The sequence below is a fragment of the Arthrobacter sp. genome, assembly GCF_048266065.1.
Lineage (GTDB): Bacteria > Actinomycetota > Actinomycetes > Actinomycetales > Micrococcaceae > Arthrobacter_H.
Window position 1 is genome coordinate 551,609 of sequence record NZ_JBLXAH010000001.1, and the last position, 17,544, is coordinate 569,152.

The window sequence follows — 17,544 nt, forward strand, 5'->3', positions numbered from 1 at the left end:
GGTTCGGGAGAGCCCCGCAGAACAGGTAATCTCTAAGCGTGTTCGGTATTAACGGTGGCGAGTTCCTGATTCTCCTGGTGTTGGCTGTCTTCGTGCTGGGCCCGGACAAGCTCCCGGTCTATGCGCAGCAATTGGCGCGCCTGGTGAAGGAAGTACGCCGCATGGCCACCGGCGCCAAGGAACAATTGCGCGAAGAAGTCGGCGACGAGATCGCCGACATGGACTGGCGCAAACTGGACCCGCGTCAGTACGACCCCCGCAAGATCATCAAGGATGCCCTGCTGGAGGACGACGACGACGACGTCACGTCCGGCGCCGGGCAGCGGACCACCGGGCAGCCCCGGGCCCTGCCCTCACCGGCACCGGTGCGTTCCGGTGGGGCGGCACTGCAGTCCAACGAACGCGCCCCGTTCGACCTCGAGGCCACCTGATCCGTCGGATCCCAGTGCCCCGGCGCGGGGTCAACGGGTTGGTGTCACGCCCAGGTTCAGCCCGGCCAGGCCACGTGGACGGTGCGACAGGGCCCGCGCAATGGCAGTGATCTGCCGGGCGGAGGCTGTCTCGGGTGCGGCCACGACCACTGGTGTTCCGGCATCGGCCGATTCCCGCAACACAGGGTCCAGGGGCACCTCGCCCAACAGCGGGACCTCGGTGTCCAGCGACGTGGCCAGGCGCTCCGCGAGCAGTGCCCCACCGCCGGAACCAAACGGGTACATCCGCCCGCCGTCGGGCAGTTCAAGCCAGGACATGTTCTCCACCACGCCGATGACCTGCTGACCGGTCTGTGACGCCAGCGCCCCGGCCCGTTCGGCGATCGCCGCGGCCGAGGCCTGCGGGGTGGTCGCCACCAGGATCGAGGAACCCGGCAGGAGCTGTCCGACGGAGATCGCCACATCCCCGGTCCCGGGGGGAAGATCCAACAGCAGGACGTCCAGGTCCCCGAAGTGCACGTCGGTGAGGAACTGCTCCAGTGCGCGGTGCAGCATCGGCCCGCGCCAGATCACCGGTTGGTTCCCCTCGACGAACATGCCGATGGAGATGACCTTCACGCCGTGGGCGACCGGGGGAAGGATCATCTCATCCACCCGGGTCGGTGCCTGGGTGATGCCCATCAGCCCCGGGACGGAGAACCCGTGGACATCGGCGTCGATGATGCCCACCCGCAAGCCGTCGGCTGCCATGGCGCAGGCCAGGTTGACCGTCAGGCTCGACTTGCCCACGCCGCCCTTGCCGCTGGCGACGGCGATGACGCGGGTCAACGAACCCGGCTCGGTGAAGGGGATGGTGGTGCGCTTGAGCCCCTCCTTCAAGGTGGCGCGCTGCTGCGGCGTCATCACGCCCAGTTCCACCTGGACCGCGGTGATGCCGTCGATCGCGCCGACGGCGGCCGCGGTGTCCGCCTCGATCGTGCTGCGCAGCGGGCACCCGGAAATGGTGAGCAGCACGCGCACGTGGGCCGTGCCGTCGGCGGTGACGTGGACGTCGTCGACCATGCCGAGTTCGGTGATGGGACGGCGGAGTTCGGGATCCTGCACGGAGGACAGCGCGTCGTGGACTGCGGCGTCGAGGGATCCGTGGGTACTGCTGGGGGCCAAGCTACTCGTTGCCCCCTTCGGTGCCGTCACCGGCCGGGCGCCGGCGCTCCTGCTGCACGCGCGGCAGGGTGGTGGTGGCGTCGGAGACCTTTTCCCGGCGCTTGGGTGCCTTGCCACGCAGCCTGATGTCCTCGCCGTCGTTCGATTCCACGAGCTCCTCCAGCGCCGAGCGCAGTTCGCTGCGCACATAGTCGCGGGTGGCGACATCGCGCAGGACGATGCGCAGGGCGGCCAGTTCGCGGGTGAGGTATTCGGTGTCGTACAGGTTCCGCTCGGCCCGGTTGCGGTCCTCCGTCAGGGAGACCTTGTCCCGGTCGTCCTGGCGGTTCTGGGCCAGCAGCAGCAGCGGCGCCGCGTAGGAGGCCTGCAGCGAGAGCATCAGCGTCAGCGCGGTGAACCCCAAGGCGGCGGAGTCGAACCGCAGCGATTGCGGCCCCCACGTGTTCCAGGCCAGCCAGAACACGCAGAAGACCGACATGTAGACCAGGAACGCCGGGGTGCCCATGAAACGGGCGAAGCCCTCGGTGGCCTTGCCGAAGGCGTCGGGGTTGGGGGAGACCCGCGGCCACAACCGGGCGCGGGCGCCCAGCGGGGTGTCCAGGCCGGATCCCGTGTTCTTCTGCTCAGCCATGGCTCGTAGCCCCCTTCACTTCCGTCTCGTCGTCGTGTGTTCGCCAGTCCTCGGGCAGGATGTGGTCCAGGACGTCATCGACGGTGACCGCCCCGACCAGCCGGCCGTCGCGGTTCACCACCGGCAACGAGGTCAGGTTGTAGGCGGCCAGCATGCGCGAGACCTCGGAAATATCGGCCACGTCGAGCACCGGTTCCAGATCGGTATCCAGGATGTTGCCGACCTGTTCGGGCGGCGGATAGCGCAGCAGCGCCTGGATGTGGACCATGCCCAGGTACTTCCCGGTCGGCGTTTCCAGCGGCGGCCGGCACACGTACACGCTGGAGGCCAGTGCGGGGCTGATCTCCTCCTGGCGGACATTGGCCAGCGCCTCGGCCACAGTTGTCTCGGGGGCCAGGACGATCGGCACCGGGGTCATCATCGAACCCGCCGTGTTCTCCTCGTATTCGAGCAGGCGGCGGACGTCCTTGGCTTCCTCGGGTTCCATGAGCTGCAACAGGGCCTCCTGCTGGCCCTCGTCGAGCTCGTTGAGCAGGTCGGCCGCGTCGTCGGGGTCCATCTCCTCCAGCACGACGGCGGCGCGTTCCATGTCCAGGGACGAGAGGATCTGCACCTGTTCGTCGTCGGGCAGTTCCTGGAGCACGTCGGCCAGCCGGTCATCCTGCAGTTCGGTGGCGACCTCGACGCGGCGCTTGTCGCTCATCTCATGCAGCGCCTCGGCGAAGTCGGCCGGCTTGAGTTCATCGTGGGCCGCGACGAACTGGGTGGCTGCCTGCGGGGCGTCGCGGTTGCCGTGCTGGATCTCGTCCCAGGCGACCAGCACCCGGTGCCCGCGGGCCAGCCGGCGCAGCGCCCGGAACCCGCCGGCGGGTTCGCCACGGCGGATGTAGTAGTCCGACAGGGCCCAGTCGCCATTGCGCAGCTGCTGCAGGCCGATGTCCTCCACGACCCCGGAGCCGGAACCGTCGGTGAACGCCACGGCACGGTCGAAGAGCTCGGCCACGACCAGCGTCTCGGCGCCGCGTTGCTGGAAACGGCGCAGGTTCACCAGGCCGGAGCAGATGATCTGGCTGGACTCCATGGCCTGGACGCGCGTCATGGGAACGAACACGCGTTTCTTCCCGGGCACCTCGACGACCAGGCCGACGCCCAGTGCCTGTTTCTGCGGTCCGCGGTCGAACACGACGACATCCCGCAGCCGGCCCAGACGGTCGCCGAGGGGGTCGAAGACATCGAGGCCGAGCAGGCGGGCAATGAATACCTTGTTGGATGAGCTGCTCACCCTCCTAGGCTACTGCCTACGGGCCCCCGTGGACGGGCCGACGCGGGGGCGGCAAGGGGCGTGGTGGCGCGGTTCACCCGCAGCGATATGCACCACCGGTGGGGCCTCGACAAGGCAGAATGGTGCCATGAGCTCTCCAATCGGCGCCACCCCGAACGCTTCCGCCCGCCTCGCGCTGCCCCGTGGCGAGATCCTGGGTCGTTATGATTCCTACCTGGACGCCCAGAAGGTCGTCGACTACCTGGCCGACCACGACTTCCCGGTGGCCGGAGTGAGCATCATCGGCAATGACCTCAAGACCGTCGAGCGCGTCACCGCCAAGCTGAGCTATCCGAAGGTCGCGCTGGCCGGCGCCGCGCAGGGCGCCATGTTCGGCATCTTCGTGGGGCTGATCCTGAGCATCTTCGGCCCCAACGGGGGAGTGACGCAGATCCTCTCCTCCGTCGGCCTGGGCATCGCCATCTGGATGATCGTGGGCGTGGTGAGCTATTCGTTCCGCAAGGGTAAGCGCGACTTCTCCTCCTCCAGCCAGGTCATGGCCACCAACTACGACGTGGTGGTCGCCTTCGAGCACGCAGCCGCCGCCCGCCAACTGGCGTCCAAGCTGCCGATGAGCCGGGTCGGCACCCAACAAGTCAACCCCGCCTGGGCGCCACCGCGCCAGCCCGGGGCCGGGTCCCAGGGCGGGACGTCGGCCGGCGGACAGGACACCACGAAGGCACCCGAAGGACACGGCGCACCGGCCGATGGCGCGGGGAAGCCGGACGGGCAGCCGGCGGCACCGGCGGCGGCACCTGCCTACTCCGACCTGCCCGATGGCCGCCCGCAATACGGCATCCGGGTCGCCCCCGAACAGCACCCCACCGTTCCGGCCCCCGAGCAGGCGCCGGGGCAAAACGATGGGGGACAGGATGCGGACGCACCGCGCGATCGCGACGCACCGAACGCCTGATCCGGGCCCAACGCCAGCGGGCGGCCGATCCCCGTGGGGGAACGGCCGGCCGCTGGCGTTTGCGCTGTACGCCGGGGGCTATTCGCCCGTCGGTGCATAGATGCCCGCCATCCACGACTCGACGTCCTCGGGTGTCCGCGGCAAGGCCGCGCTGAGGTTCTCGCAGCCGTCGGCTGTCACCAGCACGTCGTCTTCCAAGCGGACGCCGATGCCGCGGTACTCCTCCGGCACTGACAGGTCCTCCGACTTGAAGTAGAGCCCGGGCTCGATCGTGAAGACCATTCCCGGTTCCAGCACGGCGTCCAGGTACAGATCGCGTTTGGCTTGCGCGCAATCGTGGACGTCCAGGCCGAGGTGGTGGCTGGTCCCGTGCGGCATCCACCGGCGGTGGTGCTGGCCATCGGCGGACAGCGCCTCCTCCAGCGGGACCGGGAGCAGGCCCCAGTCGTCGAGCCGTTCGGCCAGGACCTTCAGCGCCGCCTCATGCAGTTCACGGAACCTGCGTCCGGGGCGTGCCACCTCGAAGGCGGCATCGGCGGCATCCAGGACGGCCTGGTAGATCTTGCGCTGGACGTCGGAGTACCTGCCGTTCACCGGCAGGGTGCGGGTGATGTCTGCGGTGTAGAGGGAGTCGGCCTCGACGCCGGCGTCGACCAGCAACAGGTCCCCGGTGTTGACCTGTCCGGTGTTGCGGATCCAGTGCAGCACCGTGGCGTTGTTACCGGACGCGGCGATGGTGTCATAGCCCAGGTCATTGCCCTCTTCGCGGGCCCGGGCGAAGAACGCGCCCTCCACGACCCGCTCGCCGCGCTTGTGCTCGATGGCCCGCGGCAGCTCCTCCACGACGTCATGGAAGCCGTTGACTGTGGCCTCGACGGCGGTGCGCATCTGCTCGATTTCCCAGTCATCCTTGACCAGGCGCAGCTCCGAGAGCGCCTCGGCCAGTTCGGCGTCGAGATGATCGGAGGCCTCCAGGTCGACCCCGGTGTTGATGCGCGAGGTGTCCACCAGGGCATCGCAGTTCAGGTCGACGTCGCGCAGCAGGCGGATCCGCAGTCCGCCGAATTCCGCGGCCCCGGCATCGCGGGTGATGGCGTCCTCGAGTTCGACGTCCATGTGTGCCGTGGGCAGCTGCAGGCGCGAAGCCAGGTCGTCAAGCGTCGGGCGCGTGCCGATCCAGAATTCGCCCGAGCGGGCGTCCGAGTAGAACTCCTCCGAGTCCCGGCCGGCCATCGGCCGGAAGTACAGGGTGGCGTGGTGGTTGCCGCCGTCGTCCCCTGCCCCCTGATCGGTGGGCTCGAGGACCAGCACGGCGTCGGGCTCGTGGTCGACACCGAGCCCTGTCATGTGGGCAAAACCCGAATGCGGGCGGAAACGGTAGTCCGTGTCATTGGAGCGGACCTTCAGCGGTCCTGCGGGAATGACCAGGCGTTCACCCGGGAACCGGCTGGACAGGGCATGGCGGCGGGCCGCTGCATAGGGTGCCACGGCATCCGGGCCGGGGGAGGTCGCTTGGGTGGACGGGGCCCACTGGGAGGCCATGAAGTCCTTGAAGGCCTGCGAGGAGGGACGCTGCGAACGGTTGTTCACACGCTCCTCGAGGGGTTGATCGCTACCGGGGGTATTGTTCGCATCAGTCATCACCGTCCCATCGTCTCAAAGCCGGGGCGATACACCAAGGCGCCGGTATGCTGGCTGGATGCTGATCGACCTGCATGCGCATTCGAATATTTCCGACGGGACCGAAACCCCGGCCCAGCTGGTGGCCGCCGCCGCGGCTGCAGGACTCGACGTCGTTGCGCTGACGGACCACGACCAGACCTCCGGCTGGGCGGAAGCGGGGGAGGCCGCCCTCGAACTGGGGATCGGGCTGGTTCCCGGCATGGAGATCTCCTGCAAGGCGGCCCAGGGCACGAGCGTGCACCTGCTCAGCTACCTGCATGACCCGGCCGACCCCGATCTGCTCGAGGAGATCAACAAGGCGCGCGGGGCACGGATCGACAGGGCCCGGCACATGGTCGAGCTCATTGCGGAGGACTACCCGATCACCTGGGACCTGGTGGCCGAGCAGTCAACGCCCGGGGCGACGCTGGGGCGACCGCATATCGCCGATGCCCTGGTCGCCGCGGGTGTCGTCTCCGATCGCAGCGAGGCGTTTGCCACCGTCCTGACGTCCCATTCGCGGTACTACGTGGGCCACTACGCCGTTGACCCCGTCCGGGCCGTGGAGCTGGTCCGCGCGGCCGGTGGGGTCCCGGTGTTCGCCCACCCCATGGCCGAGCTGCGCGGACGGGTGGTGGCACCTGCGGTGTTCGAGGAGATGATCGACGCCGGCCTGCTGGGCCTGGAAATCGACCACCGTGACAATTCGCCCGAGGGACGCGGCTTCCTCCACCGGCTGGCCGACCGGCATGGGCTGATCGTCACCGGCTCCAGCGACTACCACGGGCGGGGAAAGCCGAACCGGCTCGGCGAGAACACCACCGAACCCGCCATGCTCGGGCGTGTCCTGGAAGCGGGGACGGGCAGCGCCCCGGTGGGGTTCACGCACGTCTAGGCGGCTTCATGGTGCGCCGGGCATGCCGGCCGTGAAGTGACGTGGTGGTAGGCTCAACTTTTGTAGGGGGTTGCCCGAGGCAACTTGTCGAGCGTTGATCCGAGCGTCTCGTCGACCCCCGATCCCACAGCGGGCCGCTCGGCGGCCCCTGCCGTAGGCGTGGCCAGGACCCGAGAGCCGGGTAGCCACGTGCACTGCGCCGAATGCGGACCAGCTGGTTCGATGCGCGTGCCGGATGGGATGCGCGCCCTGAATGCGTCCACACCGGACCAAGCCCGCTTCGCGGCGGCCAGGTAATGGAGCCCGAAGCTGACGGGCCGGCGCGCTGCGGCAAAGGGAGGCATCCGGTGGCCTGCCCCGTGAGTAGAGGAGCATCATGGCACCGAACGGTGTGGAGCTCCAGCAGTTGAGCGGATGGTTGGTCATCGCCGTGCTGGTGCTGTTTTATGGGGGTACGTTCATCATGACCCTCGGGATTGGCAAGAAGAAGGAAAACGCCGACGGGTACATGACGGCCGGCAACAAGATCGGCTTCGGGATATCCGCGGCCAGCATGACAGCCACCTGGATCTGGGCCTCGTCGATGTATGCCTCGGCCACCTCCGGTTACACCTACGGCATCTCCGGGCCCATCCACTACGGCCTCTGGGGCGCGTTGATGATCCTGTTCATCTACCCGTTCGGCAAGCGCATCCGCAAGGTCGCACCCCGCGCCCACACCCTCGCCGAGGTCATGTACGCCCGCCACGGGCGGGCCAGCCAGCTGATGTTGGCCGGCTCCAACGTCGTCGGCAGCCTGATCAGCGTGACCAGCAACTTCATCGCCGGTGGCGCGCTGATCGCGATGCTCTCACCGTTCAGCTTCCAGCAGGGCATCCTGGCCGTCGCCGCCGGCACCCTGCTCTACGCCCTGTGGTCGGGGTTCCGCGCCTCGGTCATGACCGACTTCGCGCAGGTGCTGGCCATGCTCGGTGCCGTCGTGATCATCATCCCCGTGGTCTTCTTCGCCGCCGGCGGCCCCGACATGTTCGTCCAGGGTGCCCCGAACCTGACGGCGCAGCAGGGGAACTTCTTCTCCTCCGACGCCTTCATGAACCAGGGAGCCCCCTACATTGCCGCCGTCCTGGCCTACGCCATCGGCAACCAGACGATCGCCCAACGCCTGTTCGCGGTGCGCGAGGACCTGATCAAGAAGACGTTCGTCACCGCGACGGTCGGCTACGGGGCCACGATCATCGGCATCGGCATGCTCGGCGTCATGGCCCTCTACCTGGGCATCAGCCCCACGGGTGGGGACCTGAACAACCTCATCCCGCAGATGGCCGCCACCTACCTGGGACCGGTGCTGCTGTGCCTGTTCCTCATCATGGTCATCGGGGCGCTGTCCTCCACCGCTGACGCTGACCTGTGTGCGTTGTCCTCGATCATGATGGCCGACATCTACGGGCAGAACGTCGCCAAACGCGGCAAGGCCAGCCCCAAGACCATGCTGCTGGTCGGCCGGATCACAATGGTCGTGGCCACCGGTGCCGGGCTGTACTTCGCCAGCGGGCAGATGAACATCCTGGACCTGCTGGTCTTCGTCGGCGCACTCTGGGGTTGCCTCGTCTTCCCGGTGATCGCCAGCTTCTACTGGTCCAAAGTCACCAACAGCGCCTTCGTCGCGGCGGTCATCACCGCCCTGGCCGTCTTCATCCCCGTGCGCTTCTCCTGGATCGGCGTGGATGGGCTCTGGGGCCTGGCAGTCGACGTCATGTCGATCGTGGGCATCGGCGTCGTCATCGGCCTGATGTGCTTCGGCTTCTTCGGTGGCCGGGTGGCGCGCATCGCGGGCATCGTCTCGGCCGTCGTGGCCGCGCCCTTTGCCTTCGGCCACCTGCACGACTACGCGGTCCTCAGCGGCTCCCTGGTCGCCTACGCGGTCTCCACCGTGGTCTGCTACGCGCTCTCCGCGCGGTCGAGGATGGACTTCGACTTCTCGACCATCAAGGACACCGTGGGCGACTTCGACCCCGTGGATCCCGCAGTTGCCGACTCCGCTGCCACGCAGCGCTAACCCCCGAAGGAGACGAACATGGAACCGATTTTCCTGACCCTGTACGTGCTGATCTGGCCACTCGTCGTGGCCGGGACGCTCTTCGTCATCACCCGCGCATTCCTGCGCGAGTGGCTCGAGGCGCGCCGCGAACACCGCAAGATGGTCTGAGCCGGCACCTCCCCGCGCAGCAAGCCGCGCCCGACGCACCCCACGGTGCGCCGGGCGCGGCTTGCTGCATGGTGGGCGGCGGGCGGTGGCCGGTGTGGGATCGCCGGTCAGCCCTGGCGGAAGACCGTGGCCTGCGGCATCCTCGCCCGCATGGTCTCGATCGCCTGGGGGTTCGCGTCGACGCAGACGAACCGGCGGCCCAGATCCGCGGCGGCTGCCCCGGTGGTGCCAGATCCGGCGAAGAAGTCCAGCACCCAATCGCCCGGTCGGCTGCTGGCGGCGATGATCCGTCGCAGGATGCCCAGGGGTTTTTGCGTGGGGTAGCCGGTCTTCTCCTTGCCGGTGGGCGAGACGATGGTGTGCCACCAGACATCGGTGGGCAGCTTGCCCCGTGCCGCCTTCTCGGCGGTGACCAGCCCCGGGGCCATATAGGGTTCCCGGTCGACGTCTTCGGAATTGAAGTGGTAGGCCGCCGGGTTCTTCACGTACACCAGGATGTTGTCGTGCTTGGCCGGCCAGCGGCGCTTGGCACGGGCGCCGTAGTCGTAGGCCCAGATGATCTCGTTCAAGAAGCACTCACGACCGAAGATGGCGTCGAGCATCACCTTGGCGTAGTGCACCTCGCGGAAGTCGAGGTGCAGGTACAACGTGCCGTCGTCGGCCAGCAGGCGCCAGGCTTCGAGCAGGCGGGGCTCGAGGAAGGCCCAGTAGTCATCGAACGCGTCGTCGTAGCTGTGCAGGGTGCCGCGAATGGTGGAGTAGCTGGCCCCCTTGAACCCCACGCGATCCCCGGCTCCGTCGACGGCACGGACCATGGTGGTGCGTTGGCGGGCCTGCGTGCGCCCGGTGTTGAAGGGCGGGTCGATGTAGATGAGCGTGAACGCGCCATCGGGCAGCGTCGGCAGGAACCCTGAATTGTCGGCATGGACGACCAGGTCGGGCCCGTCGGGGGACCATGCAGGGCCGCCCCCGGCGGGAAGGGGGACCCCGGACGGTTGCCCGGAGTCCCCCTTGAGCCCGGGCGTGTCATCGCCCAACGGCCTACTCCGACTCGGGCCGGTTGACGACCTCGCCGTGGTGGCGGCGGGTCCGCGAACGACGACGGCGTGCCGGGCGCGCCGCTTCGTCGCCTGCATCCGCAGTCGACGCGTCCGCCGGCTGGCTCTTGGCCTCGCCGGTGACCTCGCGGTTGGGGCGGTCCGAGCGGCCGTGACCGTGGCCGCGGCGGCCGCCGCCCTCACTACCGGATTCCGATCCACGGCCGCGGCCGGGACCCCGGCCCCCGCGCGAACCGGCGCCCCGGGCTCCGTCACGATCACCGTGCCGTTTGCCGGTTTCGCCCAGGTCCTCGAGCTTCTCACCCGAGAGCCCCTGCAGCTTGCGCTGGTTCCGGGGCAAACGCCCCTTCGTGCCCACCGGGATGTCAAGGTCCGAGAACAGGTGCGGCGAGGAGGAATACGTTTCGACGGGCTCGGCCTGGTCGAGACCGAGGGCCTTGTTGATCAGGCCCCACCGCGGGACATCGGACCAGTCCACGAACGTGATCGCGGTGCCCTTGTTGCCCGCCCGGCCGGTCCGGCCGACCCGGTGGAGGTAGGTCTTCTCGTCCTCGGGGCACTGCAGGTTGATCACGTGCGTCACGTCGTCGACGTCGATGCCACGGGCCGCCACGTCGGTGGCGACCAGCACGTCGACCTTGTCGTTGCGGAAGGCACGCAGCGCCTGTTCCCGGGCGCCCTGGCCGAGGTCGCCGTGGATGGCACCGGCGGCGAAACCGCGGTCGATCAGTTCCTCGCTGAGCTTGGCCGCCGAGCGCTTGGTCTTGGTGAAGATGATGGTGCGGCCGCGGCCCTCCGCCTGGAGGATCCGTGCCACGACCTCGTCCTTGTCCAATTGGTGGGCACGGTAGACCACCTGGCGGATGTCCTTCTTGGTGATGCCCTCGTCCTCGGGATCCGCTGCCCGGATGTGGGTCGGGTGGGACATGTAGCGCCGGGCCATGGAGACCACGGCCCCGGGCATGGTGGCGGAGAACAGCATGGTCTGGTGGACCGCGGGAATGGCGGCCAGCAGGGTCTCGACGTCCGGCAGGAATCCCAAATCGAGCATCTCGTCGGCCTCGTCGAGCACGACGATGCGGATGTTCTTCAGGTTCAGGTGCTTCTGCTTGTGGAGATCGATCAGGCGCCCGGGGGTGCCGACGACGATTTCCACTCCGGCGGCCAGCTGTTCGATCTGCGGCTCGTAGGCCCGGCCGCCATAGATGGTGGCGATGCGGGCATTGCGTTTGGTGGAGGCCTTTTGGATGTCGGCCGAGACCTGGTTGGCCAGTTCACGGGTGGGCGCCACAATGAGGGCCTGGGGTGCACCGGGGGTGGGCAGCTTGTCGTAGTCCGCGTCATCGGGGCCGATGACCCGCTGCAGGGCGGGGATGCCGAAGCCGAAGGTCTTGCCGGTGCCGGTCTTGGCCTGGCCGATGATGTCGTGGCCGGCGAGGGCGACGGGCAGGGTCATCGCCTGGATCGGGAAGGGGTGGATGATGCCTGCACCGGCGAGGGACTCCACGATGTCGGCGCGGACGCCGAAGTCGGCAAAGGTCTGCTCGGGGATCTCGTGGGGTGCTTCCACGGTGGCCAGGGTCCCGTCGACCTCGAGCTGTTCGGTCCCTGTGTCGTCGGTGATTTGTTGCTCAGTATTCAATGAAATCTCATTCGTTTAGGCGCCGGGGCACGGTGTGCTCAACGTCCCCCGTCTCCGGGAGCGGAGTCCACCGCTGCAGCGGCACGTCCAGCGGAGCCGATCGTGGGCTAACGAGCGCGAATGATCGCGCACAGGGTGCAGGTTCGCTGGGAAGTCCTGCCAAGAAAATGCGTCTGGTACGACCGGGCATCCTTGTCTACCCTGCCAGTCTAGCCCCCCGGGGCCCAGCGGCCCGTCCGCCGGCGGCCCCCGCGCGGCGTGGGCTAGGGTGGATCCAGACCACGGGAGCCCGCACACGGGCTGAGAGGGCGCTGTCGCACAGGATGCGACGCGGCGCCGACCGCTACACCTGATCCGGATCATGCCGGCGGAGGGAAGGCAACACTGGATGCAGTGCACCATCATCGGAGCCGGGATCATCGGCCTGTCCATCGGCTGGGAGCTGGCCCGTTCCGGACACACCGTGACCCTGGTGGACCCCGAGCCGGCCGGCGGGGCAACCCACGCCGCCGCGGGCATGCTCGCAGCAGTGACCGAATTCCACCGCCAGGAAGCGGACCTGCTGGCCCTGTCCGTTCCATCGGCTGCCGGGTGGCCGCAGTGGGCCCGCGACCTGGAGGCCGCTACCGGGCTCGGTACCGGATACGCCTCGCCCGGGACGCTGGTGGTGGCCGCCGATGCCGCCGACCGGGAGGCACTGGCCGACCTGGCGGCAGCCCAACGTGCCGCCGGGCTGCGGATCGGGGAGCTGGGAACGGCGGCCGCCCGCGCCGCCGAGCCACTGCTGGCACCCCGCCTGGCCGGAGCCTTCAGCGCACCGGGCGACGCACAGGCGGACCCGCGGCGCACCGCAAGGGCCCTGCTCGGCGCCGTGGAAGCCGAGCCCCGGGCGCGCGTGCTGCGGCAGCGGGCCACCGCCGTCGTGCCATGTCGCGGTGGATGGAGCGTCCAGGTGGGGACAGGTGGCCCGGAGAACCGGGTGTGGGCCGATGAGGTGGTGCTGGCCACCGGTGTCGGGAGACCAGGGTACGGGAGCGCGGAACTCGGGATCGGCGGCCTGCCGGAGCGCTGGCGGCGTCCCGTGCGCCCGATCCATGGTGACGTGATGCGCCTGCGTCCCACCTCCGCGTCCTGGCCGCCGGCCGGGCCCACCGTCCGGGCACTGGTCGATGGGCAGGGCGTCTACATCCTGCCGCGCTCCGACGGGGAGGTCGTCGTCGGGGCGACCGAACGCGAGGACCTCCAGGACGGGGTCAGCGTCGAGGGCGCCCACCGCCTGCTGCGTGATGCCCTGCGCGTCATGCCCGCCCTCGGGCGCTTCGAACTGCTCGAGGCCACCGCCAGGGCCCGCCCCGGGACCCCCGACAACCTGCCGCTGCTCGGGCGGATCGCACCGGGGCTGATTGCGGCGACCGGATTCCACCGCCATGGCGTGCTGCTCAGCGTCGCCGCGGCGGCGGCCGTCTCGGCACTGGTCGGCCCGGCGACGACGGGCCGACCCCGGCACCCGCCTCCGGCGGCCCTGGACCCCCATGGCCTGGACCCCTTCGACCCCTGGAGATTCTCATGAACAGCCCCGACGCCACGCTGACCCTCAACGGAACGGCGCAACCACATACCGCGATGAGCGTGCTGCAGCTCGTCCTGCGTGAAACCGGGACCCCCGCTACCGGCGGTACTGCCGGGGATGCCGCCACTGCGGGGTGCCCGCGGGGCGTGGCAGTGGCAGTTAACGGGGAAGTCGTCCCCCGCTCCGCCTGGGCGGGTACGCCCCTCGCGGCCGGGGACCACGTCGAGCTGCTCTCGGCGGTGCAGGGTGGCTGAACCGGTGGGGGACGACGCCCTGGTCATCGACGGCATCCGGCTGGCCTCCCGCCTGATCACCGGCACCGGGGGAGCCCCCGGCCGCGATGTCCTGGAGGACGCGCTGCGTGCCTCGGGGACCGAGATCACCACCGTCTCGATGAGACGCCATGCCGTGGCGCCGGGAGGTGAAACCATCTTCGCGTTGCTTCAGCGCCTGGGCATCAGGCTGCTGCCGAACACCGCAGGCTGCCACACGGCGCACGAAGCGGTCATGACGGCCCGGCTGGCCCGTGAGGCGGTGGGCACCGACTGGATCAAGCTCGAGGTCATCGCCGACGACGAGTCGTTGCTGCCCGACATCCCGGAATTGCTCGCGGCCACCGAAACACTGGTGTCCGAGGGGTTCAAGGTCTTCGCCTACACGAACGACGATCCGGTGTCAGCGCAACGGCTGGAGGGCCTGGGCTGTACAGCTGTCATGCCGCTGGGCTCGCCGATCGGGACCGGCCAGGGGATCCTGAACCCCCACAGCATCGAATACATTGCCTCGAAGCTCAGCGTCCCCGTGGTGCTCGACGCCGGCATCGGGACTGCCTCAGATGCCGCCCTGGCCATGGAGTTGGGTTGCGATGCCGTCCTGTTGGCCACCGCGGTGACCCGCGCCGCGGAACCGGCGCTGATGGCCGAGGCGTTCCGCCTGGCCGTCTGCGCCGGACGCCTGGCCCATCGTGGCGGGAGGATCCCGCGCCGGCCCATGGCCCGGGCGTCCTCGAGCCCCACGGGGCGCGCCGAATTCACCCTCGCCTGAGCGGGCCGCCGCCCGCCGGATCCCCTAGGGAATCCTGAACAGCACGGTGCGCTGGTCCAGGTCCACCTCGATGAGTTCGGCCTTCACGCGCTCGCCGGCCTCAGCGGTCCCCTCGAAACGGGCGTTGACCGCGGGGTCCAGGATCTGGAGCCGTCCGCCCGGGGCGTGGCCGTTGTCGCGCGCCGCGGCGATCTGTTCGGGGCTGGCGCCATTGAGGGTGACTGCGTCGAACGTCTCCCCGATCCGGTCCACCAGCAGGGCAGCCTCCACGGTGTCCAACGCGGCCCGTTCGACCTGGCCGGCGAGCTGGTTGGAGGACTGCATCAATTCGGGCAGTTGGGGCAGCGTCTGGCGGATCGGCTCGGGCACCGCGGCGCCGCGCACCAGGTGTTCGCACACGACCAGGACGAACCGGTCGACCAGGCGGCGCAACGGCGCGGTGGTGTGGGCGTAGGGGGCGGCGATGGCGGCCTGCGTTTGTTCCTTCGGCACCTCGCCGTCGAACGCCGTGTACCCGGCCCCGCGGAACAGCGACGTCGCCGCGTGCATGATGGCCAGCTGGCGTGGCCGGGACACGTCCAGGGACCTGAGGAAATCGCCGTAGGGGACGCCTTCCTCCCACGGTGTGCCCAGCGACGCGGCCTCCTGGCGGAACGCCGTGGAGCTGTGCTCGTCGGGGGAGGGCATGGTGCGCAGGATCCCGAGGCGGCCCTCGAGCATGATCTTCGCGGCTTCCATACCGGTCATCAGGGAGATCTGTGCGTTCCAGTCCTCCACCGGAAGCGGAGCCCGCGCCTCCAGCTGGTAGACGCCGTCGTCGTCGACCTCGACCTCCTGCTCGGGGATGCGCAGGCTGGCGCCGCCGCGTTCGCGCTCGGCGTCGATGCGCTTGAGCCCGACCTCCTTCAACAGGGCCAGCGAGGCCGGCGCCGTGCCGTCGTCGATGGCGGCCTGCACTCCCGCATAGTCCAGTTTGGCCCGGCTGCGGACGGTGGCCCGCACCAGTTCGGTCCCGGTCACCCGGGCCTGCGCATCCAGGTGGAATCTCCAGACGTAGGCGCCGCGGCGTTGGCCCGGCAGCAGGGAACCGGCATCTTCGCTGATGATCTCGGGATGCAGGGGGATGCGGCGCCCCGGCAGGTACAGGGTCTGGCCGCGGCGCCGGGTCTCGGCATCCAGCGCCCCGCCGGACGGGACGAAAGCGGGGACGTCGGCAATGGCATAGCTGACCGTGTAGCCCGTGCCATCGCGTTCGATGTGCACCGCCTGGTCCAGATCCGTCGAGGTCGGCGGGTCGATCGTGACGAACTCGATGCCGGTCAGCTCGGTGGCGGGAAGCCGCAACCCGTCCACGGCGGAACGCGCCTCGGCCAGCGCGTCCGGCGGGTAGCCGGCCGGCAGCTGAAGGGATTCGGCGAGCCCGTCCAACGCGGCGGCAAGCCGGGACTGGCGGGCACTGGACTTCACATCGATGAGTTTGCGCACCACAGGGGCCAGCCTAACCACAATCGGACGCGAAAACAGTGCCTGCCCCCACCGAAGTGACCTCGGAGTAGGCTGGATTCCATGACCGAGCTGCCGCCGCCGATCCTTGACGATGCGACCCGAACCCGTGCCGAACTGGCCCTCTACGGGCTGATGGCCTATCGGGAGCTGACGGCTTTCGAACGCCTCTCATCGGATGCGCGGTTCTCGCCCACCCTGGCCGACCGGGAGGCGCTGGCCCGGTTGGCCGTCCACGAATTCGGGCACTACGAACGCGTCGTCGCCGCCATCGCCGCCCGCGGTGAGGACCCGGCGCCTGCCATGGAACCGTTCATGGCCTCCATCGACGCCATGCATGAGCGCACCCGCCCCGGGGACTGGTTCGAGTCGCTCATGAAGGCCCACGTCATCGATTCCGTCTCCGGGGACTTCTACGTGGCCATCGCCCGGGCGTTGGCCCCGGAGGCACGGTTGCTGGTCCAGGAGGTGCAGGCGCTGGATGAGCAGAACGAGTGGCTCCACGACCGCCTGCGGACCGCCTTGGACGACGATCCGCGCCTGGCCTCGCGGCTGGCCCTCTGGGGACGCCGGCTGCTCGGCGAGGCGCTGACCCAGGCCCGCAGGATCAACGAACGCGGCCTGCGCTTCGACCAGTTGTTCGCCTCCACGCACGACGACGGCGAAGAGCGCCTGGCCCGGCTGTTCGCCACCCTCGTGGAAAACCACTCCCGGCGCATGGCAGCCCTGGGGTTGACTGCCTGAAGCCGCGGAACCAGCATGGGGCGTGGGGGAGAAAAGGAGCACTCCATGACCGATTCACCGACTGGTTCATCGACTGGTGCATCCGCGGACCCGGCGGCACTGGGCGCAGCACAGATCGAGGCGGCACTCTCGGAACTGCCCGATTGGCGCTACCGCATCGGCGCCTTGGTGACGGCCTATGCGTTCGACACCTCGGCGGCCGCCATCGCCTTCATCGCGGCCATCGGTGCCATCGCCGAGGACCAGAACCACCACCCCGATCTGGAGTGGCGCTACAACACAGTGTTCCTGGGGCTGTCATCGCACGACGCAGGAAGCCAGGTCACCGGCAAGGACACCCGGTTTGCCGCCGCCGCCTCAGCGGCAGCCGGACGCTGTGGCGGACGCGCCGAACCCCACCGGCACACCACAGTGGAACTGTGCCTGGACACACCCGATCCCTCGGAAATCACCGGGTTCTGGACCAGCGCCCTGGGCTACCGGCTGGAGGACAACGGCGATCTCGTGGACCCCGAAGGACGCAACCCCACCATCTGGTTCCAGGTCACCGACACGCCATCGGAGAACCGCTTCCACCTGGACCGCCACATACCGTTGAGTTCCCTGGACGTCGAGCGTGAGCGCATTCGACCCGCCGGGGGAGAAGGGGACGGGGCACACCATCCTTCCTTCCGCGTCTACACCGATCCGGAGGGCAACCGGGTGTGCGTGTGCACCGAGATCGGGCACCTGCCGGAGAACTGACACGGCGGTGCGCGGC

17 protein-coding genes and 1 riboswitch are annotated in these 17,544 nt (G+C 69.1%); of the genes, 10 read left to right on the top strand and 7 right to left on the bottom strand.

From position 1 onward, the window contains the following. Window positions 1–38: 38 nt before the first annotated feature. On the top strand, window positions 39–431 hold the full coding sequence (locus ACN0TP_RS02770) for a sec-independent translocase (RefSeq protein WP_417216289.1): 393 nt from the start codon (window positions 39–41) through the stop codon (window positions 429–431). Between the two features lie 30 nt (window positions 432–461). Here the strand turns inward: ACN0TP_RS02770 and ACN0TP_RS02775 are convergent, their stop codons facing one another. Genes ACN0TP_RS02775 through ACN0TP_RS02785 form a run of 3 tightly spaced genes read right to left on the bottom strand, consistent with a single transcriptional unit; the run spans window position 462 to window position 3,508 of the window. Next, complete coding sequence (locus tag ACN0TP_RS02775) at window positions 462–1,595, bottom strand: Mrp/NBP35 family ATP-binding protein (protein ID WP_417216292.1); 1,134 nt, start codon at window positions 1,593–1,595, stop codon at window positions 462–464. A 1-nt stretch (window position 1,596) separates the two neighbouring features. Beyond that, window positions 1,597–2,226 (bottom strand): DUF1003 domain-containing protein, encoded by a 630-nt coding sequence (locus ACN0TP_RS02780; RefSeq protein WP_417216295.1) that lies wholly within the window; start codon window positions 2,224–2,226, stop codon window positions 1,597–1,599. Further along, entirely contained in the window at window positions 2,219–3,508 is a 1,290-nt protein-coding gene (locus tag ACN0TP_RS02785) for a magnesium transporter MgtE N-terminal domain-containing protein (protein WP_417216298.1), read from the bottom strand. The genes ACN0TP_RS02780 and ACN0TP_RS02785 overlap by 8 nt, the downstream gene beginning before the upstream one ends. 127 nt (window positions 3,509–3,635) lie before the next feature. Here ACN0TP_RS02785 and ACN0TP_RS02790 point away from each other — a divergent pair, with 127 nt between their 5' ends. Beyond that, a complete protein-coding gene (locus ACN0TP_RS02790) occupies window positions 3,636–4,460 on the top strand; it encodes a general stress protein (protein ID WP_417216301.1) in 825 nt (274 codons plus the stop codon). A gap of 78 nt (window positions 4,461–4,538) precedes the next feature. Here the strand turns inward: ACN0TP_RS02790 and ACN0TP_RS02795 are convergent, their stop codons facing one another. Then, window positions 4,539–6,101 (bottom strand): aminopeptidase P family protein, encoded by a 1,563-nt coding sequence (locus ACN0TP_RS02795; RefSeq protein WP_417216304.1) that lies wholly within the window; start codon window positions 6,099–6,101, stop codon window positions 4,539–4,541. Between the two features lie 58 nt (window positions 6,102–6,159). Here ACN0TP_RS02795 and ACN0TP_RS02800 point away from each other — a divergent pair, with 58 nt between their 5' ends. The 3 genes from ACN0TP_RS02800 to ACN0TP_RS02810 all read left to right on the top strand — a co-directional run bounded on the left by ACN0TP_RS02800 (window position 6,160) and on the right by ACN0TP_RS02810 (window position 9,223). Then, window positions 6,160–7,017, top strand: a complete 858-nt coding sequence (locus ACN0TP_RS02800) for a PHP domain-containing protein (protein ID WP_417216307.1) — start codon at window positions 6,160–6,162, stop codon at window positions 7,015–7,017. A 376-nt stretch (window positions 7,018–7,393) separates the two neighbouring features. Continuing rightward, window positions 7,394–9,073, top strand: a complete 1,680-nt coding sequence (locus ACN0TP_RS02805; protein ID WP_417216309.1) for a sodium:solute symporter family protein — start codon at window positions 7,394–7,396, stop codon at window positions 9,071–9,073. 18 nt (window positions 9,074–9,091) lie between these two features. Then, window positions 9,092–9,223, top strand: a complete 132-nt coding sequence (locus tag ACN0TP_RS02810; protein ID WP_417216312.1) for a putative transporter small subunit — start codon at window positions 9,092–9,094, stop codon at window positions 9,221–9,223. A gap of 107 nt (window positions 9,224–9,330) precedes the next feature. Here the strand turns inward: ACN0TP_RS02810 and ACN0TP_RS02815 are convergent, their stop codons facing one another. Further along, window positions 9,331–10,158 (bottom strand): DNA-methyltransferase, encoded by an 828-nt coding sequence (locus tag ACN0TP_RS02815; protein WP_417216507.1) that lies wholly within the window; start codon window positions 10,156–10,158, stop codon window positions 9,331–9,333. A 106-nt stretch (window positions 10,159–10,264) separates the two neighbouring features. Further along, complete coding sequence (locus ACN0TP_RS02820) at window positions 10,265–11,923, bottom strand: DEAD/DEAH box helicase (RefSeq protein ID WP_417216315.1); 1,659 nt, start codon at window positions 11,921–11,923, stop codon at window positions 10,265–10,267. Between the two features lie 271 nt (window positions 11,924–12,194). After that, a riboswitch (TPP riboswitch) is annotated at window positions 12,195–12,316 on the top strand. On the opposite strand from ACN0TP_RS02820, the gene thiO reads away from it, so the two are divergent. From thiO to ACN0TP_RS02835, 3 genes are all read left to right on the top strand, one after another. Continuing rightward, window positions 12,312–13,493: a glycine oxidase ThiO gene (thiO, locus tag ACN0TP_RS02825; RefSeq protein WP_417216317.1), complete on the top strand. Its 1,182-nt coding sequence runs from the start codon at window positions 12,312–12,314 to the stop codon at window positions 13,491–13,493. (Overlaps the previous riboswitch by 5 nt.) Continuing rightward, window positions 13,490–13,747 carry a sulfur carrier protein ThiS gene (gene thiS, locus ACN0TP_RS02830; RefSeq protein ID WP_417216319.1) on the top strand — a complete coding sequence of 86 codons (258 nt, stop codon included), beginning with the start codon at window positions 13,490–13,492 and terminating at the stop codon, window positions 13,745–13,747. The genes thiO and thiS overlap by 4 nt, the downstream gene beginning before the upstream one ends. Further along, window positions 13,740–14,537, top strand: coding sequence for a thiazole synthase (locus tag ACN0TP_RS02835; protein WP_417216322.1), 798 nt, complete (start codon window positions 13,740–13,742; stop codon window positions 14,535–14,537). Before thiS ends, ACN0TP_RS02835 begins: the two co-directional genes overlap by 8 nt. Window positions 14,538–14,561: 24 nt before the next feature. On the opposite strand, the gene ACN0TP_RS02840 is transcribed toward ACN0TP_RS02835, so the two are convergent. After that, window positions 14,562–16,025, bottom strand: a complete 1,464-nt coding sequence (locus ACN0TP_RS02840; RefSeq protein WP_417216324.1) for an RNB domain-containing ribonuclease — start codon at window positions 16,023–16,025, stop codon at window positions 14,562–14,564. A gap of 78 nt (window positions 16,026–16,103) precedes the next feature. Here ACN0TP_RS02840 and ACN0TP_RS02845 point away from each other — a divergent pair, with 78 nt between their 5' ends. Together ACN0TP_RS02845 and ACN0TP_RS02850 are read left to right on the top strand one after the other, a co-directional pair. Next, window positions 16,104–16,784, top strand: coding sequence for a ferritin-like fold-containing protein (locus ACN0TP_RS02845; RefSeq protein ID WP_417216327.1), 681 nt, complete (start codon window positions 16,104–16,106; stop codon window positions 16,782–16,784). A gap of 45 nt (window positions 16,785–16,829) precedes the next feature. Beyond that, window positions 16,830–17,528, top strand: a complete 699-nt coding sequence (locus tag ACN0TP_RS02850) for a 4a-hydroxytetrahydrobiopterin dehydratase (protein WP_417216329.1) — start codon at window positions 16,830–16,832, stop codon at window positions 17,526–17,528. The last annotated feature ends 16 nt before the right edge of the window (window positions 17,529–17,544 follow it).

Excerpts from the sequence above, each read along its gene's own strand:
- ACN0TP_RS02780 (WP_417216295.1), bottom strand. The coding sequence starts at position 2,226 with ATGGCTGAGCAGAAGAACACGGGATCCGGCCTGGACACCCCGCTGGGC.
- ACN0TP_RS02790 (WP_417216301.1), top strand. The coding sequence starts at position 3,636 with ATGAGCTCTCCAATCGGCGCCACCCCGAACGCTTCCGCCCGCCTCGCG.
- ACN0TP_RS02795 (WP_417216304.1), bottom strand. The coding sequence starts at position 6,101 with ATGACTGATGCGAACAATACCCCCGGTAGCGATCAACCCCTCGAGGAG.
- ACN0TP_RS02800 (WP_417216307.1), top strand. The coding sequence starts at position 6,160 with ATGCTGATCGACCTGCATGCGCATTCGAATATTTCCGACGGGACCGAA.
- ACN0TP_RS02805 (WP_417216309.1), top strand. The coding sequence starts at position 7,394 with ATGGCACCGAACGGTGTGGAGCTCCAGCAGTTGAGCGGATGGTTGGTC.
- ACN0TP_RS02810 (WP_417216312.1), top strand. The coding sequence starts at position 9,092 with ATGGAACCGATTTTCCTGACCCTGTACGTGCTGATCTGGCCACTCGTC.
- thiO (WP_417216317.1), top strand. The coding sequence starts at position 12,312 with ATGCAGTGCACCATCATCGGAGCCGGGATCATCGGCCTGTCCATCGGC.
- thiS (WP_417216319.1), top strand. The coding sequence starts at position 13,490 with ATGAACAGCCCCGACGCCACGCTGACCCTCAACGGAACGGCGCAACCA.
- ACN0TP_RS02845 (WP_417216327.1), top strand. The coding sequence starts at position 16,104 with ATGACCGAGCTGCCGCCGCCGATCCTTGACGATGCGACCCGAACCCGT.
- ACN0TP_RS02850 (WP_417216329.1), top strand. The coding sequence starts at position 16,830 with ATGACCGATTCACCGACTGGTTCATCGACTGGTGCATCCGCGGACCCG.